The organism is Streptomyces sp. DG1A-41 (genome assembly GCF_037055355.1).
GTDB lineage: Bacteria > Actinomycetota > Actinomycetes > Streptomycetales > Streptomycetaceae > Streptomyces.
In genome coordinates this window covers 6666822-6686461 of record NZ_CP146350.1, presented here as the reverse complement: position 1 = coordinate 6686461, position 19640 = coordinate 6666822, and the positions used below count along the sequence as shown (strand labels likewise).

Sequence of the window (19640 nt, the reverse complement as noted above, 5' to 3'; positions counted from 1 at the left end):
AGGAGGTTATCCGGGGGGTACCGGGCGGTGGAAATCGGTTAACGACGGCGGAGCGGGAGCGGAGCGCCCATCACCGCGTACGGCTTCGGGGCGCTCGGGAAGAGGACCTGGCGGGCCAGGTCCCGGTAGCCGAGGGAACGGTAGAGCGCGCGGGCGGGGCTCTCGGTGTCGATCGCGGAGAGGATCGAGCGGGGTTCGTCGGCGCTGTCGGTGATCGTGGTGATCAGGGAGCGTCCGATGCCGCGGTTCTGGTAGGCGGGATGGACGTGCAGTTCGGTGATCACGAAGGCGTCGTCGAGCCAGTGGTCGTGGTGGTTCGCCCTGAGGTACGGCTCCACGACCGTGGACCACCAGTGGGTGCGGTCGTTGGGCATGCCGTAGACGAAACCCACGAGGTTTCCGCCGACTGTTGCGCCGAGGGCGCGGGCGCCCGGGTAGGTCATGTGGCGGAGGACGATCTGGCGGCGGACTGCGACTTCGTCGGGGCCGAGGCCGAACGCTACGGCTTGGACGGCCAGGGCCTCGTCGACGTGGGCGGGGAGGTCGAGTGGGCCGATCACGAGGTCCATGCGGGGAGCCTACAGGGGCGTTTCGGTTGTCGTCCGGGGGCGGATTCCGCGGGGTTGCCCGCGCGGATCACCGCGCCCCGTCAGGGCACTTCAGAACAGGACGCTCATGAAAGCGCCGACCTCCTGGAAGCCCACCCTCTGGTACGTCCTTCGTGCTGCCGTGTTGAAGTCGTTGACGTACAGGCTCGCCACCGGGGCGATGTCGGCCAGGGCGTAGCGCAGGACCGCTGCCATGCCGGGGGCCGCCAGGCCGGTGCCCCGGTATTCGGGGGCCACCCACACGCCCTGGATCTGGCAGGCGCGGTCGGTCGCGGCGCCGATCTCGGCCTTGAAGACGACCTTGCCGTCCGTGTCGAAGCGGGCGAAGGAGCGGCCGGAGCCGACGAGTTCGGCGACGCGGGCCTGGTAGAGGAGACCGCCGTCGCCGGCCAGCGGGGAGACGCCGACCTCCTCGGTGAACATCGCCACACACGCCGGCATGATCTTCTCCATCTCGTCCTTGCGGACGCGACGGACGTAGGGGTCCGGGGCGATGTCCTCCGGCAGGCGGTCGGTGACCATCAGCGGCTGATGACGGCGCACGTCGCGGGCCGGGCCCCACTGGGGCTCCAGCAGCCGCCACAGGTCGGCGGTGGAGCCGGCCGGGCCGACGATGGAGGAGCAGCGGCGGCCGGCCCGGCGGGCGCGGTCGGCGAAGGCGCGGACGGCGCGCGGGGTGGCGCAGATCGGGACGAGGTTGGCCCCCGCGTAGCACAGGGACGTCAGCATGCCGTCCTCGTACCAGCCCCACATCTCTCCGCCGAGTCGCCACGGGTCGAGGCCGGCGATCTGCACCCGGGACGCCACGAAGGCGTTCGCGACCGGCTCGCGGTCGAGTACGGCCAGCGCGGCGTCCAGGTCGCTCGGTTCGAGGACCCGGGATGTGGTCTGCGTCAACACGTGCGGGGCCTCACACACTCGGGTCTGCTGGTCTCCGCACTATAGCTGCGCTGCTTGGGCGGGCGCCTTGGAGCTCGGGCGCTTCTCGTTGTCGGGCGGCTGCGGGTTGTCTGTGGCTTGTCGCGCCCACGTGGCGGAGCCGCATATCGACCACAGCCCCGCGCCCCTGAAACAGGGCGCGGGTAAACCACCAGTCCTGGAAGCCTCAGCCCGCTACCGCCACCGACGGCTCGCCCGAGGTGACGCCGTCCTTCTCCATCTGCTCGGCCAGCTTCATGGCCTCTTCGATGAGGGTCTCGACGATCTTGGACTCGGGGACGGTCTTGATGACCTCGCCCTTGACGAAGATCTGGCCCTTGCCGTTGCCTGAGGCGACGCCGAGGTCGGCTTCGCGGGCTTCGCCGGGGCCGTTGACGACGCAGCCCATGACGGCGACGCGGAGCGGGACCTCCATGCCCGTGAGGCCGGCCGTGACCTCTTCGGCCAGCTTGTAGACGTCGACCTGGGCGCGGCCGCAGGACGGGCAGGAGACGATCTCCAGGCCGCGCTGGCGCAGGTTCAGCGACTCCAGGATCTGGATGCCGACCTTGACCTCCTCGACCGGCGGCGCCGACAGGGAGACCCGGATGGTGTCGCCGATGCCCTGGCTGAGCAGCGCGCCGAAGGCGACCGCCGACTTGATCGTGCCCTGGAAGGCGGGGCCCGCCTCCGTCACGCCGAGGTGCAGCGGGTAGTCGCACTGCTCGGCGAGCTGCTTGTAGGCCTCGATCATGATGACCGGGTCGTTGTGCTTGACGGAGATCTTGATGTCCCGGAAGTCGTGCTCCTCGAAGAGCGACGCCTCCCACAGGGCCGACTCGACCAGGGCCTCGGGGGTCGCCTTGCCGTATTTCTGGAGGAGGCGCTTGTCGAGGGAGCCCGCGTTGACGCCGATGCGGATCGGGGTGCCGTGGTCACGGGCCGCCTTGGCGATCTCCTTGACCTTGTCGTCGAACTGCTTGATGTTGCCGGGGTTGACGCGGACCGCCGCGCAGCCCGCCTCGATCGCGGCGAAGACGTACTTCGGCTGGAAGTGGATGTCGGCGATGACCGGGATCTGCGACTTGCGGGCGATGGTCGCGAGGGCGTCGGCGTCGTCCTGGGTCGGGCAGGCGACACGGACGATCTGGCAGCCGGAGGCGGTGAGTTCGGCGATCTGCTGGAGCGTCGCGCCGATGTCGGACGTACGCGTCGTCGTCATCGACTGGACCGAGACGGGAGCGTCTCCGCCGACGGCCACGGATCCGACCTGGATCTGCCGGCTCTTCCGGCGCTCGGCGAGCTTGGTCGAAACGGACGGCATGCCGAGAGAAATCGCAGTCATCTGCTGTGCAACCCCAAGTCGTGGATCAAGGTCCGGTCCCGTGAGCAGCGGGCTCCGAGCTTCGAGATTACGGCACATGCCTTGGCGCGGGCACATCCCACTCGCATTGCCACTCAATGGGAGGCGGCCCGGCACAAAGTGTGCCGGGCCGCCGCGAACGCTGTATGACTAGGAGATTCTCACCGGGTTAACCACATCCGCGATCAGCACCAGGATCGTGAAGCAGATGAAGATCCCGGCGACCACGTACGCCACCGGCATGAGCTTCGCCACGTCGAAGGGGCCGGGGTCCGGCCGGCGCAGCAGCTTGGCCGTGTTGCGGCGCAGCGATTCCCACAGGGCGCCCGCGATGTGGCCGCCGTCGAGCGGCAGCAGCGGGAGCATGTTGAACAGGAACAGGGAGAGGTTGAAGCCGGCGACCAGCATGAGGGCCATGGCCAGCTGCTGGGTCGGCGGAATGTCGAGCGTGAAGATCTCGCCGCCGACGCGGGCCGCGCCGACCACGCCCATCGGGGAGTCGGCCTCGCGGGGGGCGCCGTCGAAGGCCGCGTTCCACAGGGCCGGGATCTTGCTGGGGAGGGCGGCGAGGGAGTCGACGGCCTCGCCGATCCGGTCGCCCATCCAGGTCACGGACTCGCCGAAGTCCTGCTTGACCACGCCGGTGGCGGCGCTGAAGCCGAGGAATCCGGCCTGGACGTACTGGCCCTCGACGATCTGTCCGGCGGAGTCCTTCTTGGCGACCTGGTTGGTGGCGATCGTCGCGTGCAGGGTGACGTCCTGGCCCTTGCGGTCGACGACGATCGGCACCTCCTTGCCGGGGTTGGCACGGATCAGGTCGGACAGCTTGTTCCAGTCGTCGGTCGGCACGCCGTTGAAGGAGACGATCTTGTCGCCCGCCTTGAGGCCCGCGGCGGCGGCCGGGGCGGCCGGGTCGCCCTTCTCGCACTTGTCGCGGTTCTCGCTCTGCGCGATGACGCACTGCGAGACGGAGCTGACGGTGGTGGTCTGCTGGGTGATGCCGAAGCCCATCAGGATGGTGAGGAACAGCGCCACGGCCAGGACCAGGTTCATGAAGGGGCCCGCGAACATCACGATCACGCGCTTCCAGGGCGCGCGCGTGTAGAACATGCGCTTCTCGTCGCCCGGCCCGAGCTCCTCGTACGCGGCCGAGCGGGCGTCCTCGATCATGCCGCGCCACGGGGAGGTGGAGCGGACCTCCAGCCGGCCGTCGGGACCGGGCGGGAACATGCCGATCATGCGGATGTAGCCGCCGAACGGGATGGCCTTGAGCCCGTACTCCGTCTCGCCCTTCTTGCGCGACCAGATCGTCGGGCCGAAACCGACCATGTACTGCGGCACGCGGATGCCGAACAGCTTGGCGGTGGACAGGTGCCCCAGCTCGTGCCACGCGATCGAGAACAGCAGGCCGACCACGAAGAGGCCTATGCCGAGGATGAACATCAGGGTCGTCATGCACGGGCCTCCGCCGTCTGTGCCGCCAGTTCCCGGGCCCGGGTCCGCGCCCAGGTCTCCGCTTCGAGGACGTCCGACACGGTGAGTGAGGTTCCCGTACGCGGGGTGCCGTGCTCCTCGACGACCCGGGTGACGGTCTCCATGATCCCGTTGAAGGGCAGTGCGCCCTGCCGGAACGCCTCCACGCACTCCTCGTTGGCCGCATTGAACACCGCCGGGGCGGTGCCCGCGAGCTCGCCGACGTGCCGGGCGAGGTTCACCGACGGGAAGGCCTCGTTGTCGAGCGGGAAGAACTCCCAGGTCGAGGCCTTGCTCCAGTCGAAGGTGGGTGCGGCGTCGGGGACCCGCTCGGGCCAGCCGATGCCGATGGCGATGGGCCCGCGCATGTCGGGCGGGGTCGCCTGGGCAAGTGTCGATCCATCCGTGAACTCAACCATCGAGTGGACATACGACTGGGGATGCACGACCACCTCAATGCCGTCGAAGGGAATGTCGTAGAGGAGGTGTGCCTCGATGACCTCCAGGCCCTTGTTGACGAGGGTCGCGGAGTTGATCGTGATGACCGGGCCCATGGCCCACGTGGGGTGCGCGAGGGCGTCCTCGACGGTGACGTGGGCCAGCTCCTCCTTCGTACGGCCGCGGAACGGACCGCCGGAGGCGGTGACGACCAGCTTGCGGACGTCGGCGCGGGTGCCGGCGGCCAGGGCCTGGAAGAGGGCGGCGTGCTCGGAGTCGACCGGGATGATCTGCCCGGGTTTGGCGAGGGCCTTGACCAACGGGCCGCCCACGATGAGCGACTCCTTGTTGGCGAGCGCGAGGGTGCGGCCCGCCTCCAGGGCGGCCAGGGTCGGGGCGAGTCCGATCGAGCCGGTGATGCCGTTCAGGACGGTGTGGCAGTCGGACGCCGCCAGCTGCGTGGCGGCGTCCGGGCCGGCGAGGATCTCGGGGAGCGGCTCGCCCGTGCCGTACTGCGCGGTGAGCGCCTCGCGCAGGGCGGGTACGACGTCCTCGCGGGCGACCGCGACCGTGCGCGCCCGCAGCCGGTACGCCTGCTCGGCGAGGAGGGCGACCCGGCCGCCGTTGGCAGACAGGCCGGTGACCCGGAACCGGTCGGGGTTGCGCAGCACGAGGTCGATGGCCTGCGTGCCGATGGACCCGGTGGAACCGAGGATCACCACGTCCTTCGGGCCGTCGCCCGCCACCGGGTCGTAGACGAGGTGCGGGTCGGCGAGGGGGGCTGGACTGTCGCTCATTCCTCCATTGTTGCCGTAAGCATCGTGTGTGAGGACAGCGCGTCCCCACTCCCGGGGGCGCGTGCCGCACTGGCTCGCGCCCCTGGGGTGGATGTTCAGCGGATCGGCCGGTGGACGTTCTCCGTCTGGGACGGCCCCGGTGTCGCGTCCGCGATCCACGGCCCCTCGCCCGACGGGTCTACGATGCCGCGCTCCAGCCACTCGTACGTGCCCGACAGGACGCCCTTGACGACCTTGCGGTCGAGGTCGTCGGTGTTGGTCCACAGGCGGTTGAAGAGCTCCTCGATCCGGATCCGGGACTGGCGGCAGAAGATGTCGGCGAGCTGGTAGGCCTCGCGGCCGTGGTCGCCCTGGCTGCGCAGGAGTTCGGCCCGTACGCAGGCCGCGCTCATGGCGAACAGTTCGGCGCCGATGTCGACGATCCGGCCGAGGAAGCCCTGCTTGGACTCCATCCGGCCCTGCCAGCGGGACATGGCGTAGAAGGTGGAGCGGGCGAGCTTGCGGGCGGTGCGCTCGACGTAGCGCAGGTGTCCGGAGAGGTCCACGCCGTGCCTGAACTCGCCGTAGGAGGTCGGGAGCCGGCCCGGGCCCGCGACCAGTTTCGGGAGCCACTTGGCGTAGAAGGCGCCCGCGTTGGCGCCGGCCTTCGCCTTGTCCCCGAGGGACTTCTCCGGGTCGATGAGGTCGCCGGCGACCGAGAGGTGGGCGTCGACGGCCTCGCGGGCGATGAGGAGATGCATGATCTCCGTCGAGCCCTCGAAGATGCGGTTGATGCGCAGGTCGCGCAGCACCTGCTCGGCGGGAACGCCGCGCTCGCCGCGGGCCCGCAGGGACTCGGCCGTCTCGAATCCGCGCCCACCGCGGATCTGGACGAGTTCGTCGGCCATCAGCCAGGCCATCTCGGAGGCGTACAGCTTGGCGAGGGCGCCTTCGATGCGGATGTCGTTGCGGTCCTCGTCGGCCATCTGTGAGGCCAAATCCGTCACGGCCTCCAGGGCGAAGGTGGTGGCCGCGATGAAGGAGATCTTGGAGCCGACCGCCTCGTGGTGCGCGATGGGCTTGCCCCACTGCTCGCGGGCCGCCGACCACTCCCGGGCGATCTTCAGGCACCACTTGCCGGCCGCGACGCAGGAGGCGGGCAGGGAGAGGCGTCCGGTGTTGAGCGTGGTCAGGGCGATCTTCAGGCCCTGGCCCTCCTCGCCGATGCGGTGGGCGGCGGGGACGCGGACCTGGTGGAAGCGGGTGACGCCGTTCTCGATGCCCCGCAGGCCCATGAAGGCGTTGCGGTTCTCGACGGTGACGCCGGGCGAGTTGGTCTCCACGACGAAGGCCGTGATGCCGCCCTTGTGGCCCTCGCTCCTCGGGACCCGGGCCATGACGACCAGCAGGTCGGCGACAACGCCGTTGGTGGTCCACAGCTTCACGCCGTCGAGGACGTAGTCGTCCCCGTCGGGCACGGCGGTGGTGGCGAGGCGGGCCGGGTCGGAGCCGACGTCGGGCTCGGTGAGCAGGAAGGCGCTGATGTCGGTGCGGGCGCAGCGCGGCAGGAAGCGCTCCTTCTGTTCCTGCGTGCCGAAGAGCTTGAGCGGCTGCGGTACGCCGATCGACTGGTGCGCGGAGAGCAGCACGCCGATCGCGGGGCTGGCGGAGCCGACCAGGGACAGCGCCTTGTTGTAGTACACCTGCGTGAGGCCGAGACCGCCGTACTTGGTGTCGATCTTCATGCCGAAGGCGCCGAGCTCCTTCAGCCCGTCGATCACCTCGTCGGGAATGCGGGCCTCGCGCTCGATGAGGGCCGCGTCGACCTTCGTCTCGACGAAGTCGCGGAGCTTGGCGAGGAACTCCTCGCCGCGCTGGGCCGCCTCGTCGGCCGGGAGGGGGTGGGGGTGGATGAGGTCGAGCCGGAAGCGGCCGAGGAACAGCTCCTTGGCGAAGCTGGGCTTGCGCCAGTGCTGTTCCCGGGCGGCCTCCGCCACCTCTCGGGCCTCCCGCTCGGTGACGGCGGGACGGGAAGAGGGAGTGGTGGAAGCGGACATGAGGGTCACCTCGCCGCATATAGGGATAATGAGGACCGTACGCTACCGATCAGTGCTACTGGATCGTTGGTACCCGAAACCGGACGCCCCCACCAGTCCTCGCGCGTCCGTTCAGCCGAAGGGGGCGGAACGCTCCCGGACTTGTCGGGGGCTTGACGACGGTGTTGCATCAAGGTGCCTCCCCGGGAACGGCCCACCTCTCGCTCGCCGTTCTGGAATTCGGTATCGAAGCGCTTCGACGACCTATGGACACGTACTCCCGCTGGAGCTACTGTCGAACCACCCTCACCCCCGCATATCAGCAACGCGCATTGTCGAAGCGCTTCACAAAGCTTGGAGAGCTGGATGGTCACCCTCGCCGAGGTCGCCCAGCACGCCGGAGTCTCGGCGAGCACGGTGAGCTATGTCCTCAGCGGCAAGCGGTCCATCTCCGCGACCACCCGGCAGCGGGTCGAGCGGAGCATCCGCGAGCTCGGGTACCACCCGAACGCCGGGGCCCGTGCCCTGGCCAGCAGTAAATCGAACATCATCGCGCTGATGGTCCCGCTGCGCACGGACATGTACGTGCCCGTGATGATGGAGATCGCCATCGCGGTCGCGACCGCCGCGCGGACGCACGGGTACGACGTGCTGCTGCTCACCGGCGAGGAGGGCCCGGACGCGGTGCGCCGCGTCGCCGGGAGCGGGCTCGCCGACGGGATGATCCTGATGGACGTCGAGCTCGACGACGAGCGGCTGCCGTTGCTGCGCGCGACGGACCAGCCGTCCGTATTGATCGGGCTGCCCGCCGACACCGCGGGGCTGACCTGCGTCGATCTGGACTTCCGGGCGACGGGCGCGCTGTGTGTGGAGCACCTGGCGAAGCAGGGGCACCAGGACATCGCTGTCATCGGCGAGGCCCCGGCCGTGTACGAGCGGCACACCGGTTTCGCCGAGCGCACCCTCGACGGGCTGCGGTCCCGTTCCCGGGAGCTGGGCGTGCGGCTGCTGCACCGGCCGTGCGACGGCGGGTACGACGCGATGGCCGTGACGCTCGCCCGGATCCTCGACGAACGCCCGGGGACCACGGGGATCATCGTGCAGAACGAGTCGGCGGTCGAGCCGCTGCTCGCGCTGCTGCGGCAGCAGGGCCGGGCCGTGCCGGAGGACGTGTCGGTGGTCGCGATCTGCCCCGACCAGGTCGCGACCCAGGCCTCGGTGCGGCTCACGTCGGTCGCCATCCCCGCGCAGGAGATGGGCCGGCATGCCGTGGAACACCTGGTCGCCAAGTTCGAGGGGCGCGGCAGCGACGAGGTCGTGCTGATCGCGCCCGAGCTGACGGTCCGGGGCAGCACGGGTCCGGCGCCCACCCCCCGGCCGTAGGCACCCCCCTCCTCCCGCTCGCCGGCCACAGCCCTCCTGCGAGGGCACCCCCATGTCCGCACCCTCTGTCTGCACTCCCCCAGGAGCACAGGAGCCCGCCACGTGAATCAGCCTGCTGAAACCCAGCCCCAGGTGAGCCTGGCGCAGTCCTCCCCCACCGTCGGCACGTTCCGCGAACGGGGCGGCGCGCTGGAGTGGAGCGGCCGTCAGGAGACCGTACGGATCGAGCCGTGGGGTCCGGACGCGGTCCGGGTGCGGGCCCGGCTCGGCGGCCCGGTGCTCGAAGGGCTCCCGGGCGCGCTCCTCGACGAGGCCCCCGCGACACCGTCCACGGTGAAGATCGAGCAGGGGCGCGGGCAGCTGACCGTCGGCGCGCTCACCGTCGACGTGAACGCCGAGGGCCTGGTCCGCTTCCTGCGGACGGAGGACTCCGCCGAGCTGCTCGCCGAGGACCGCGCCCACTTCTGGTGGCCCGGCTCCCGCCTCTACACGGCCGTCGGCAACGGCCACCACCGCCTGGAGCAGCGCTTCGCCGCCTACGACGACGAGAAGCTGTACGGCCTCGGCCAGCACCAGCACGGGCGCCTCGACCAGAAGGGCCTGGTCCTCGACCTGGTCCAGCGCAACGCCGAGGTCGGCATCCCGGTGCTGACCTCCAGCCGCGGCTACACCCTGCTGTGGAACAACCCGGCGATCGGCCGCGTGGAGCTCGCGCACAACGGCACGCGGTGGGTCGCCGACTCGGCCCGGCAGATCGACTACTGGATCACGGCGGGCGACCCGGCCGCCGCCCAGCGCCGCTACAGCGCGGTGACCGGCCGGACGCCGATGCTGCCTCAGTGGGCGGCCGGCTTCTGGCAGTGCAAGCTGCGCTACCGCACCCAGGACGAACTCATGGCGGTGGCACGGGAGTACAAGCGGCGGGGCCTGCCGATCTCCGCGATCGTGTGCGACTTCTTCCACTGGACGCACCTCGGCGAGTGGAAGTTCGACCCGAAGGAGTGGCCCGACCCGGCGGCCATGGTGCGGGAGCTGGAGGAGCTCGGCATCAAGCTGGTGGTGAGCGTCTGGCCGTCGGTGTCGCCGCTGAGCGAGAACCACCCGGTCATGGAGCAGCGCGGCTACTTCATCGGAACCCAGTACGGCCCGATGGCCCACGCCGACTGGCCCGACAAGGAGGTCGCCTCCACGGTCCAGGTGGCCTTCTACGACGCCACCAACCCGGACGCCCGGGAGTTCGTGTGGTCGAAGGTCAAGGAGAACTACCTCGACCCGTACGGCATCACGGCGTTCTGGCTGGACGCCTGCGAGCCGGAGCTGAAGCCGGGCTTCCAGGAAAACCTGCGCTACTGGGCGGGCCCCGGCCTGGAGGTCGGCAACATCTACCCGGCCGAGAACGCCCGCACGTTCTACGAAGGCCTCGTCGCCACCGGCGAGGAGGAGGTCATCAGCCTCAACCGCTCGGCCTGGGCGGGCAGTCAGCGCTACGGCGCCGCCCTGTGGTCCGGGGACATCGGCACGGACTTCCCGACCCTGCGCCGCCAGATCGCGGCCGGCCTCAACACCGCGCTGTCGGGCATCCCGTGGTGGAACACCGACATCGGCGGCTTCCACGGGGGCGATCCGGACGACCCGGCGTACCGGGAGGTGATGGTCCGCTGGTTCCAGTTCGGCGCGCTGTCCCCGCTGATGCGCCTGCACGGCTTCCGCGACCCGGGCATGCCGCTGGGCCCGGAGATGACCGGCGGCCCGAACGAGGTGTGGTCGTACGGTGAGGAGGCGGGGGCCGTCCTGGAGAAGTACCTGCGGCTGCGTGAGCGCCTGAAGCCGTATGTCCTGCGGGTCATGCGGGAGGCGCACGAGGAGGGCCTGCCGGTGATGCGGCCACTGTTCCTGGAGTTCCCGGACGACCAGGCCACCTGGTCGGTCGACGACTCCTACCTCTTCGGCCCGGACCTGCTGGTCGCCCCGGTGCTGACCGCCGGCGCCACCGCCCGGACGGCGTACCTGCCGGCGGGGGCCACGTGGACGGACGCGTGGACGGGTGAGACGTACGAGGGCGGCCGGTCCGTGACGGTCGACGCCCCGCTGGACCGCATCCCGCTGTTCCTGCGGGACGGGGCGCGGCTGCCTGTAGCGGAGTAGCCGTGTCGGCAAGGGGTGGCCGGATCGATGGAGGTCTTCCGGCCACCCCTTCCGCCTGCTCGGCCAACTTCCGTCCACCGCAGTCGTGTTCGAGAGGATAGGTTTCCCTGCGTGTCCACGTCTCCGCTCGCCCTCACGCTGGCCAATGTGTTGCTGCGGCCGGGCTTCGGCTCCCGTCGTACCCCGGACCGGATCTTCGACCGCATCGTGGTGGAGGCCGGTGAGGCGCCCGGAGACCGGGAGTTCGTCGACGGCTTCCGGTCGCTGCTGGGGTGGTGGGCGAAGGCCGAGAACCTCACCCCGGTCGGCTGGCAGTCCGCGCAGGCGCACGTCAGGCGGCATCTCGCCAACCGGGCCCGGGTGCGGCGGCTGATCGCCGAGCGTCCGGAGATCGAGCGGGAGCCGATCGAGCGGCCGGTGTTCGTCGTGGGGCTGCCGCGCACCGCCACCACGGTGACGCACTCCGTGCTGTCGATCTCGGACGAGCACCGGTGTCCCCTGCTGTGGGAACTGCTCGGGCCCGACCTGGAGTTGCCGCCCCGGCAGCGGCGCAAGGCGATCACGGCCGGGCGCCGGCTGGTGCAGGGCACGAACCTCTTCGCGCCGCGCTTCCGCGACATCCACGCGATGGCCGCCGAGGGCCCCGAGGAGTGCACGTTCGCGCTCCCGCACGCCCTGATGCCGTTCTCCCAGGCCCGTATCCCCGAGTACCTGGCCTGGCACCGCGAGCGGGACTTCGTCGCCGACTACCGGTACCTCAAGCAGGTCTACCAGGTGCTCCAGTACGGCCGTCCGCGGCGGCGCTGGATGCTGAAGTCCCCCATGCACCTGGAGAACCTGGACGCGCTGCGCACGGTCTTCCCCGACGCCACGATCGTGTGGTGCCACCGCGACCCGGTCACCGTCGTGGCGTCGTTCTGCTCGCTGATCGAGCACGGCATGGCCGTCAGCACCCGCCCGCTCGACCTGGCCGGCATCGGCACCACCTGGCTGGGCCTGCTGAGCCGTGCCATGACGCGCGGTCTCGCGGCCCGGGCCGCCATCCCGACGGAGCAGCTGGTGGACGCCCCGTACTCCTGGCTCGGGTCCGACCCCGCCACCGGTGCCCCGAAGCTCTACGCGGCCGTCGGCGCCCCCTGGACCGAAGCCGACGCGGCCCGTCTCCCCGCGGCCGTCGCCCGCCCCCAGGGCACCCGCAAGCACACCTACGACCTGTCCCGCTACGGCCTGACCCGCGCCGAGGTCGAGTCGGCGTTCGCGGACTACAACGCGCTGCGGGCCGAGGTCGACCGCGCCTGACGGCACGGCCGGCCCCGGCCCTGAGATCCCAGGATCAGCTGCTGCTGACCGTCAGGTTGTTGGTGGTGAAGTTCAGGCCGCCGGACGACGAGGTGACCTCGTAGCCGAACTGCACGTCACCGATGGTCTCGTTGCCCATCCACTTCTTGGTGTCCTTGATCCACTTCAGGATGGGCAGCATGTTGACGCTGCCGGAGTTGGAGTCGGACGTCCGCAGGAACGAGAAGACCTCGTTGTTGCCGTTGCTGCCCTTGTAGACGTTCCACGTGTGGCCGCCGAGGGTGACGCTGCCCTGGGAGGTGCCGATCGGGCCGACGGCGCCGTTGTAGTTCATCCAGAGCATGATCTCGTAGTCGTAGTCGGTGTCCCAGATGTCGTACGACGTGTTGTACGCGCCGGACGACGGGACGCTGACGTTGTAGTTGCTGGTGAGCGAGGAGAGGGAGGTGATCGACTTGTTGATCACCTTCTTGGAGTTGGGGTAGGACTTGATGCCGCCGGTGTTGGGGTGGTTGGCCCAGACACCCCAGTTGGTCCCGGAGTTGGCCCAGATGCACTGGCTGCCGGCGCCGGAGCCCCAGATGTTGTTGTAGAGCGTGTAGCCGTTCAGGCTCGTGTTGCCCCACTGGTCGCAGGAGTTCCAGACGGCGGCGGAGGCGGGGGCGGAGGCGAGGCCGACGGTGGCGCCGAGCGCGAGGGCCGGGGCCAGCAGTGCCTTGGTGATCCGGCTCAGTGTGCGTGTTGCCATGGTGTCCCTTCCATGGGTGGGGGAAATGCGGGGGGATTACCGCGCCCTCACGGTGAGGACGCGGTCTTCTCCGGCGACGAGGTCGAGGGGCTCGGCACCGGAGGAAGTCCTGAGTTCGACGCGGACGGTACGGCTCGGCCGGAGGACGGCGGTGGCCCCGCCGTCCGGGGACCAGGCGAGGTCGATCTCGGCCCCGAACCGCGTACGCACACCGCGCAGTGCGCCGCTGGGGTACGCCGCCGGGAGCGCGGGCAGCAGGACCAGCCGGTGGGGGGTCGACTGCACGAGCATCTCGATCAGCACGGCGGGCAGGGTGTGCGCGGCGTCGGCGTTGTAGACGTCGCGCTTGGGGTAGTGGGCGCTCATCAGGGAGGCGTGGAAGAAGTCGCCGTCCAGGACCTGGCCGAGAGCGTGGGCGACGCGCTCGCCGTCCCTGAGCCGGGCCGCGATGAGCGCGTGGTGCAGGTGGCCGTGCGCGGAGTCGTTCTCGGCGCCGCGCAGTTCGAGGGCGCGATGGGCGGCGGCCGCGAGCTCGGGGGTGTCGTAGGGGGTGATCTCGTCGAGCGGCCAGACGCCGTAGAGGTGGCTGAGGTGGCGGTGGTCGTAGGAGTCCTCCAGGCCCGGCCAGGCCCATTCCGCCAGGGCTCCGTCGTCGTTGATCCGGTGCGGTGGGAGCCGGTCGGCGAGGGTACGCCAGCGGTCGGCGTCGCGGCCCGGGTGGTAGGCGGCGGCCGTCCGCAGGGCGTGGCGGGCCGCGGAGAGGTCCATGGCCGCGTTGATCGTGCCCCAGCTCGCGTTGGCGGGCCGGTTCTCGGGCGAGTAGGAGGGGACGACGACGAGCCGGCCGTCCTCGTCCGTGCGGGTGAGGAAGTCCTCGTAGAACAGGGCGACTTCGGCGAGCGCGGCGGCGGTGTGCGGGTCGCGGGTGCCGTGGGTCTCGTCGTGGTCGACGAGCGGTTTGAGCAGCCAGTCGGCGCCGGCGGTCCACAGGTGCAGCGGGTACTCGCGGTTGAAGTGGTACGAGTGGCCGGACTCGCCGTCGGTGTGGCCGGGTGCGACGGCGCCCCGGGTGCCGAAGACGGCGCGGGCGTTGTCGCGCCAGTCGGGCAGCTGGCGGTGGATCAGGTTCGCGTGGGCCTCGGTGACCTCGGGGAGGGCGGCGGCAGCGGCCGACGCGGTCTGGAGGTTGAGGTTGGCGTCGTTGGTGAACGCTCCCGACCAGGCCGTGTTCCAGTCGCCCGTCCACAGTCCGGTCAGGCGGGGCGGGAAAAGGCCGCTCGCGGACAGCAGGTGGTAGCGGCCGGCCGCGAACAGGCGCTCCAGCAGGGCGGCGCTGCGGGGACGCTTCAGCAACTCGGAGCCCGGCAGGGCGCGTTCGGCGGGGTCGGCGGCCAGGTCGAGGGTGACGCGCTCGTAGGCGGTTCGGTGCAGGGCGGCATGGCGGTCGAGGAGCACGTCGTACCCGGTGAGCAGGTCGCGCAGGGCACGGCCCTCCTCGACCACGTCCAGTTCGCCGGTGTGCCGGTGCACCCGGGTGAGGAGCAGGACGGAGCGGGCTCCCTCGACGTGCACGCCGGGGGGCGTGAGGGTCCACGTGCCGCCGGTGACGGCGAGCAGGGTGACGCCGGTGACGGCCAGGTCGCTGTCCGGGTAGCGGGCCCGCAGGCTCAGCAGGGCACCCTCGGGGGTCAGGACGGCTCCGTGGCCGACGCCCAGTCCGGCGGGGGCGCCGGGCAGCCGGTGGTCCAGGTCGACGTCGAGGGTGAGGCCGGGCCCGGTGACCTGCTGGACGATCACGTCGTCGGCGCGGGAGACGAAGACGCGGCTGGTCCAGCCGGTGCAGGCCGCCCGTACGACACCGGTGGTGAAGTCGACGTCGCGCCGGTGGTCGGGGCAGTCGCCCGGCGGTCGGCGCAACCGGACCTGGAAGGCGGGGTGGAAGGGCTGCACCCACTGGTGCGGCCGTCCGTCCGTGAAGCTCTCGGCCGCTGTCGTGTCGCCCGCCAGGAGGCGGTCCTGGAGGGCGGGGAGGCCGGCGGCGAGCTGCGGCGGCCGGGGGTCCCTGCCGCCCGGCCGTACCAGGGTGTGGTGGGTGACGACGACCCGCTCGTAGTTCGGGTCGCCGAACACAAGGGTGCCATGGCGGCCGTTGCCGCTCAGGAAACCGTCCTCCCAGCGAGCGGCCGGGTGCGGCTCCCACGTGCCGTGGACGGGTGCGGAGTCGGTCATGGCCGCAGCACCGCCGCCCCGTAGCGGCCGAGGGTGACCCGGTCGGTGACGGCCGTCCCCGTCAGCAGGTCGTGGTGGGTGCCGGGGACCTCGACGGTCACCGGCTCGCGGCCGTGGTTGAGCACGAACAGCACCTCGCCCCGCAGGACGGCCTCGACCTGCTCGGGGAGGCCGTCGAGCACCGGCCGGACGCCCGCGTCGACGGCGATCCGGGCCAGCAGCTCGCGCAGGGCCCCGGGCTCGGGGAGCGTGGAGAGGTACCAGGCCCGGCCCTTGCGCAGGACGGCGGGCATGCCGTCCAGTTCGCCGCCCTTGTAGCAAGTCGTGTCGTCGGGGTCGGCGGGCTCGATCTCCTCGGACCACAGCGTGCCCCGGAAGCCCTCGCAGGCGACGGTCTCCCCCGCGTCCAGCGGCCACCACTCGTGCAGCGTGCGGATGCCGAACAGCTCCCTCAGCCGGGCGTCCATGCCGCCGGGGCGCACGCGGTCATCCTCGTCGGCGACGCCGGTCAGGAAGCCGCAGACGAGGGTGCCGCCGCCGCGGACGTAGGCGAGGAGGTTGTCGATCGCCGCGTCGGTGAGCGCGTACAGCTGGGGCACGACGGCCACCGAGTACGGCGTCAGATCGTGCTCGGGGTGGGCGAGGTCGGTTGCGAGGTGGGCCTGCCAGAGGGCCCGGTGCCAGGCGCGCAGGACGTCCGGGTAGTCCACCTGGCTGGACAGGCGGCCGTCCTGGGCGCCTGCCCACCAGGCGTTCCAGTCGTGCAGGACCGCGATGTTCGCGGTGATGTGCCGGCCGGCCACCTGGGGGGCGATCTTCGCCAGGTCCGCGCCGAGCTGCTTGACCTCCTGGTACGTACGGCCCTCCTCCCCCGCGTGGCTGACCATGCCGGAGTGGAACTTCTCCGCGCCCTGCCGGGACTGCCGCCACTGGAAGTAGCAGACGGCGTCGGCACCCCGGGCGACGGCCTGGAGGGACCACAGCCGGTTGAGGCCACGCGGCTTCGGGTGGTTCACACCCCGCCAGTTGACCGGCCCGGCCGCCTGCTCCATGAGCATCCACGGGCCGCGCGCCTGGGAGCGGGTCATGTCCTGGACGAGTGCGCCGTTCTGGGCGCCGAGCGGATCGCGCGGGTCCGGGTAGAGGTCGACGGAGACGACGTCCTCCTCCCCCGCCCAGCGCCACGCGTCCTGCCCGAACCACAGCGGCATGAAGTTGCTGGTGACCGGGATGTGCGGGGTGTGACGCCGGACGATGTCCCGCTCGGCGGTGTAACACTCCAGGAGCATGTCGGAGGTGAAGCGCCTGAAGTCCAGGACCTGGGCGGGGTTGCGCATGTAGTGCGGCAGGCGGGGCGGCAGGATGCCGTCCCAGCAGTCGTAGCCCTGGCTCCAGAAGGCGGTGCCCCAGGCCTCGTTGAGGACGTCGAGGGTGCCGTACTTCTCGCGCAGCCAGCGGCGGAAGGCGGCCGCGGCCTCGTCGCCGTAGTCGAAGGTGCAGTACTCGTTGTTGATGTGCCACATCGTCAGGGCCGGGTGGCCGCCGTAGCGGGCGGCCAGGTCCTCGGTGATGGCGGCGGCGTAACGCCGGTAGGTGGCGCTGGAGTGCGAGAAGTGCTGGCGGCCGCCCCACCACTCGGTGCGGCCGTCCTCGGTGACGGGCAGGGTGTCGGGGTGCAGCCGGCCCATCCAGGGCGGGGGCGAGGAGGTGGGGGTGGCGAGGACGACACCGATGCCGTTCTCGTGCATCAGGTCCATCAGGGTGTCCAGCCAGCCGAACTCCCGCGCACCGGGCCCCGGTTCCAGCTTCGACCACGAGAACACCCCGAGGGTGACGGAGTTGACGCCGGCGTCCTTCATCAGCCGGACGTCCTCGTGCCAGGTCTCCTCCGGCCACTGCTCCGGGTTGTAGTCCCCGCCGAAGAGGAGACGCCCCCGGGTGGCATCGCTCAGACCGGGCTGTTTCCTCCCGGTCATCAGGCGGGCTCCCCGTACTGCACTCCCCGCCCGTTGGTGGCGATGTAGACCCGGCCGTAGACGCGCGGGTCGCCGGTGATGGCCGCGCCGATCCAGCCCCACTGGTGCTGGTCGTCGTTGATCCGCGTCCAGGTCTTCGCCTCGTCGTCGGAGCGGTAGACGGCGGTGATGGTCTCGGTGGAGCCGACCATGTAGACCGCCGGGTAGGAGGCGCCCTCGGCGGCCTTGCCGAAGCCGAGCGTGTACGACGCCCAGCAGCTGCCGACCTTGGTGAAGGTCGCACCGCCGTCGGTGGAGCGGTACAGCCCGTTCCACTTCAGGCTCAGCCACAGGTCGCCGGAGCGGCCCGGGGCCGCGACGAGCCGGAACTCGGTGTCTCCCGAGTTCAGGCCGGTGGCCCGGGCGGTGAAGGTCATGCCGCCGTCGGTGCTGGCGTGGAGCGTGCCGGTGGCTGTGTCGAAGGCGTAGAAGCGCTTCGGATCGACCGGGTCCGCGACCGGGGCGGCGCCCTTCGGGTAGGAGGTGACCTCGGTCCAGGTGGCGCCGTTGTCCGCCGAGCGGTGGGCCGGGTACGTGGTGCCGTCCCAGTGCGCGAAGGACCACAGCAGCACGCTGCCGTCGGCGTTCGTGGCGATCGGCCCGGGCGCGTCCTTGGCGATGGCGGGCTGCGCCTTGAAGGGCTCCCAGGTCTTGCCGCCGTCGTTCGACCAGGCGCCGTTGCCGTGGTCGCCCCAGCCGGCCCGCACGACGTACGACGGCTTGGCAGCGGCCAGCGCGAGTCCCGTCGACGTGCCGAACACCGGGTTCGACGCCATGCCGCGCGAGGGGGACGCCGTGAGCCGCTCGTGGTACATGACGCCGATGTCCCCGGACCCGCTGATCAGGTGCGCCTCCCCGGCCGGAGGGGAGATCAGCTGCCGGATGGACGCCTCCTCCAGGCCGCGGATCTGCGGGGCCCAGTTCCTGAGGTCGCGGGTGCCGTAGAGGGTCGCGCCGGTGCCGTAGACGATGTGCTCGGAGTCGAACGGGTCGAGGCCGACGGCCTGGATCCACCAGCCGAACTTGGGATCGTCGCCACCCCACTTGAGGTACGGCGTCTCGGAGACGTCGAAGACGGCCCTGTCCTTCAGGGACGTCCAGGTGCGGCCGCCGTCGGTGGAACGGAAGACGGTGTCGATCTCGGCCCAGCGGTTGTTGGTGGAGACGACGACCGTGCCGGGGCGGCGGGCGTCGACGGCCACACCGCCATAGCCGAAGGAGTCGGTGGAGCCGTCGGCCGTGGTTCCGCCCGGCTTCACCGGGGTGACCTCGGTCCACTTCCCGGTCGTCGTACGCAGCTTGTGCACGCTGCCGTCGGACTGCCCGTTCGGGCCGGGAGCGTTGGCGTACGTCACGTACAGCTCGCACGTGTGCCGGTCGTACGCGGCCCGGACCGGGACCTTGGCTGCGGTACCGGCGGGCTGCCCGGGGACGGCCTTCCAGGTCGTGCCGTCGGCGGTTCTGTAGAGGTTCGCGGAGGTGCCGTCGGAGTCGCCCCAGCCGGCGTAGACGCTGCGGCCCGCGGCGACGAGGAGGGTGATGCCCTGGCCGGTGGCGCTGGGGGTGGCCGGGAAGCTCACGGCCTTCCAGGTGGCGCCCCGGTCGGTCGACTTGAGCAGCCCGTCGTGCCGGGTGCCCAGCCAGAGGGTGTCGCTGTCGCGCGGGTCGACGAGCAGCCGCTCGCCGCAGCCGCGCCCGTCCTCGTTGGCCCCGAGCTTCACGGTGAGGTCGGTGCGCTTCCAGGTCGCGCCGCGGTCCTCGGAGCGCAGCACGGCCCCGTTGCCGGCCCAGGACTGCGCGTACGTGCCCAGGGCGAGGTACAGCCGGTTCGGGTGGGCCGGGTCGACGGCCATGGCCTCGACGCCGAGCAGGTTCCAGTCGTCCCAGCCGATGTGGTCGGTCAGCGGGATCCACCGGTCGGTCCGGTCGTCCCAGCGGTAGGCGCCGCCGATGTCGGTGCGGGCGTAGGCGAGGCCGCGGACGGTGGGGTGGAAGAGGACGCCGGTGACGAATCCGGTGCCGCCCTGGACGGCGTTGCGCCAGCGGTAGGCGCCGCCTGCGGCGGGGACGGCGGCCTGCGCACGCCCCTGGAGGACCGGAAGGGTGGCGACCGCAGCGGCGGCAGCGGTCCCGGCGAGCACTGCGCGTCTGCTGAGGGGAAACGTGCGCATGACATACCTCAGTTCTTACAAAGGGGAGAAGTTAAGGC

The 19640-nt window shown here is 71.0% G+C and carries 13 protein-coding genes; 3 read left to right on the top strand and 10 right to left on the bottom strand.

Annotated elements, in window-relative coordinates:
* Positions 1-38 precede the first annotated feature (38 nt).
* The 6 genes from V8690_RS31355 to V8690_RS31330 form a co-directional block, all read right to left on the bottom strand.
* Positions 39-569 (bottom strand): GNAT family N-acetyltransferase, encoded by a 531-nt coding sequence (locus tag V8690_RS31355; RefSeq protein WP_338783457.1) that lies wholly within the window; start codon positions 567-569, stop codon positions 39-41.
* Positions 570-659: 90 nt separating this feature from the next.
* Positions 660-1508, bottom strand: coding sequence for a GNAT family N-acetyltransferase (locus V8690_RS31350; RefSeq protein WP_338783456.1), 849 nt, complete (start codon positions 1506-1508; stop codon positions 660-662).
* Between the two features lie 205 nt (positions 1509-1713).
* The gene (gene ispG / locus V8690_RS31345) at positions 1714-2871 is read right to left on the bottom strand and encodes a flavodoxin-dependent (E)-4-hydroxy-3-methylbut-2-enyl-diphosphate synthase (RefSeq protein WP_338783455.1); all 1158 of its coding nucleotides are present in this window, start codon (positions 2869-2871) and stop codon (positions 1714-1716) included.
* Between the two features lie 168 nt (positions 2872-3039).
* A complete protein-coding gene (locus tag V8690_RS31340) occupies positions 3040-4332 on the bottom strand; it encodes a site-2 protease family protein (protein ID WP_338785519.1) in 1293 nt (430 codons plus the stop codon).
* Between the two features lie 8 nt (positions 4333-4340).
* Positions 4341-5597: a 1-deoxy-D-xylulose-5-phosphate reductoisomerase gene (gene dxr / locus V8690_RS31335; RefSeq protein WP_338783454.1), complete on the bottom strand. Its 1257-nt coding sequence runs from the start codon at positions 5595-5597 to the stop codon at positions 4341-4343.
* Between the two features lie 95 nt (positions 5598-5692).
* Positions 5693-7633: an acyl-CoA dehydrogenase family protein gene (locus V8690_RS31330; protein ID WP_338783453.1), complete on the bottom strand. Its 1941-nt coding sequence runs from the start codon at positions 7631-7633 to the stop codon at positions 5693-5695.
* A 345-nt stretch (positions 7634-7978) separates the two neighbouring features.
* Here V8690_RS31330 and V8690_RS31325 point away from each other — a divergent pair, with 345 nt between their 5' ends.
* From V8690_RS31325 to V8690_RS31315, 3 genes are all read left to right on the top strand, one after another.
* Complete coding sequence (locus tag V8690_RS31325; protein WP_338783452.1) at positions 7979-8995, top strand: LacI family DNA-binding transcriptional regulator; 1017 nt, start codon at positions 7979-7981, stop codon at positions 8993-8995.
* A gap of 102 nt (positions 8996-9097) precedes the next feature.
* Complete coding sequence (locus tag V8690_RS31320) at positions 9098-11140, top strand: glycoside hydrolase family 31 protein (protein ID WP_338783451.1); 2043 nt, start codon at positions 9098-9100, stop codon at positions 11138-11140.
* 111 nt (positions 11141-11251) lie between these two features.
* Complete coding sequence (locus V8690_RS31315; protein WP_338783449.1) at positions 11252-12439, top strand: sulfotransferase; 1188 nt, start codon at positions 11252-11254, stop codon at positions 12437-12439.
* Between the two features lie 34 nt (positions 12440-12473).
* Here V8690_RS31315 and V8690_RS31310 read toward each other — a convergent pair whose 3' ends face one another.
* From V8690_RS31310 to V8690_RS31295, 4 genes are read right to left on the bottom strand one after another with little or no spacing between them, the layout of a single operon-like run.
* On the bottom strand, positions 12474-13187 hold the full coding sequence (locus tag V8690_RS31310; protein WP_338783448.1) for a hypothetical protein: 714 nt from the start codon (positions 13185-13187) through the stop codon (positions 12474-12476).
* 36 nt (positions 13188-13223) lie between these two features.
* Entirely contained in the window at positions 13224-15416 is a 2193-nt protein-coding gene (locus V8690_RS31305) for a glycoside hydrolase N-terminal domain-containing protein (protein ID WP_338783447.1), read from the bottom strand.
* The gene (locus tag V8690_RS31300) at positions 15413-17392 is read right to left on the bottom strand and encodes a beta-galactosidase (protein ID WP_338783446.1); all 1980 of its coding nucleotides are present in this window, start codon (positions 17390-17392) and stop codon (positions 15413-15415) included. The genes V8690_RS31305 and V8690_RS31300 overlap by 4 nt, the downstream gene beginning before the upstream one ends.
* Positions 17392-19602: a 1,4-beta-glucanase gene (locus V8690_RS31295; protein WP_338783445.1), complete on the bottom strand. Its 2211-nt coding sequence runs from the start codon at positions 19600-19602 to the stop codon at positions 17392-17394. Before V8690_RS31295 ends, V8690_RS31300 begins: the two co-directional genes overlap by 1 nt.
* Positions 19603-19640: the final 38 nt, after the last annotated feature.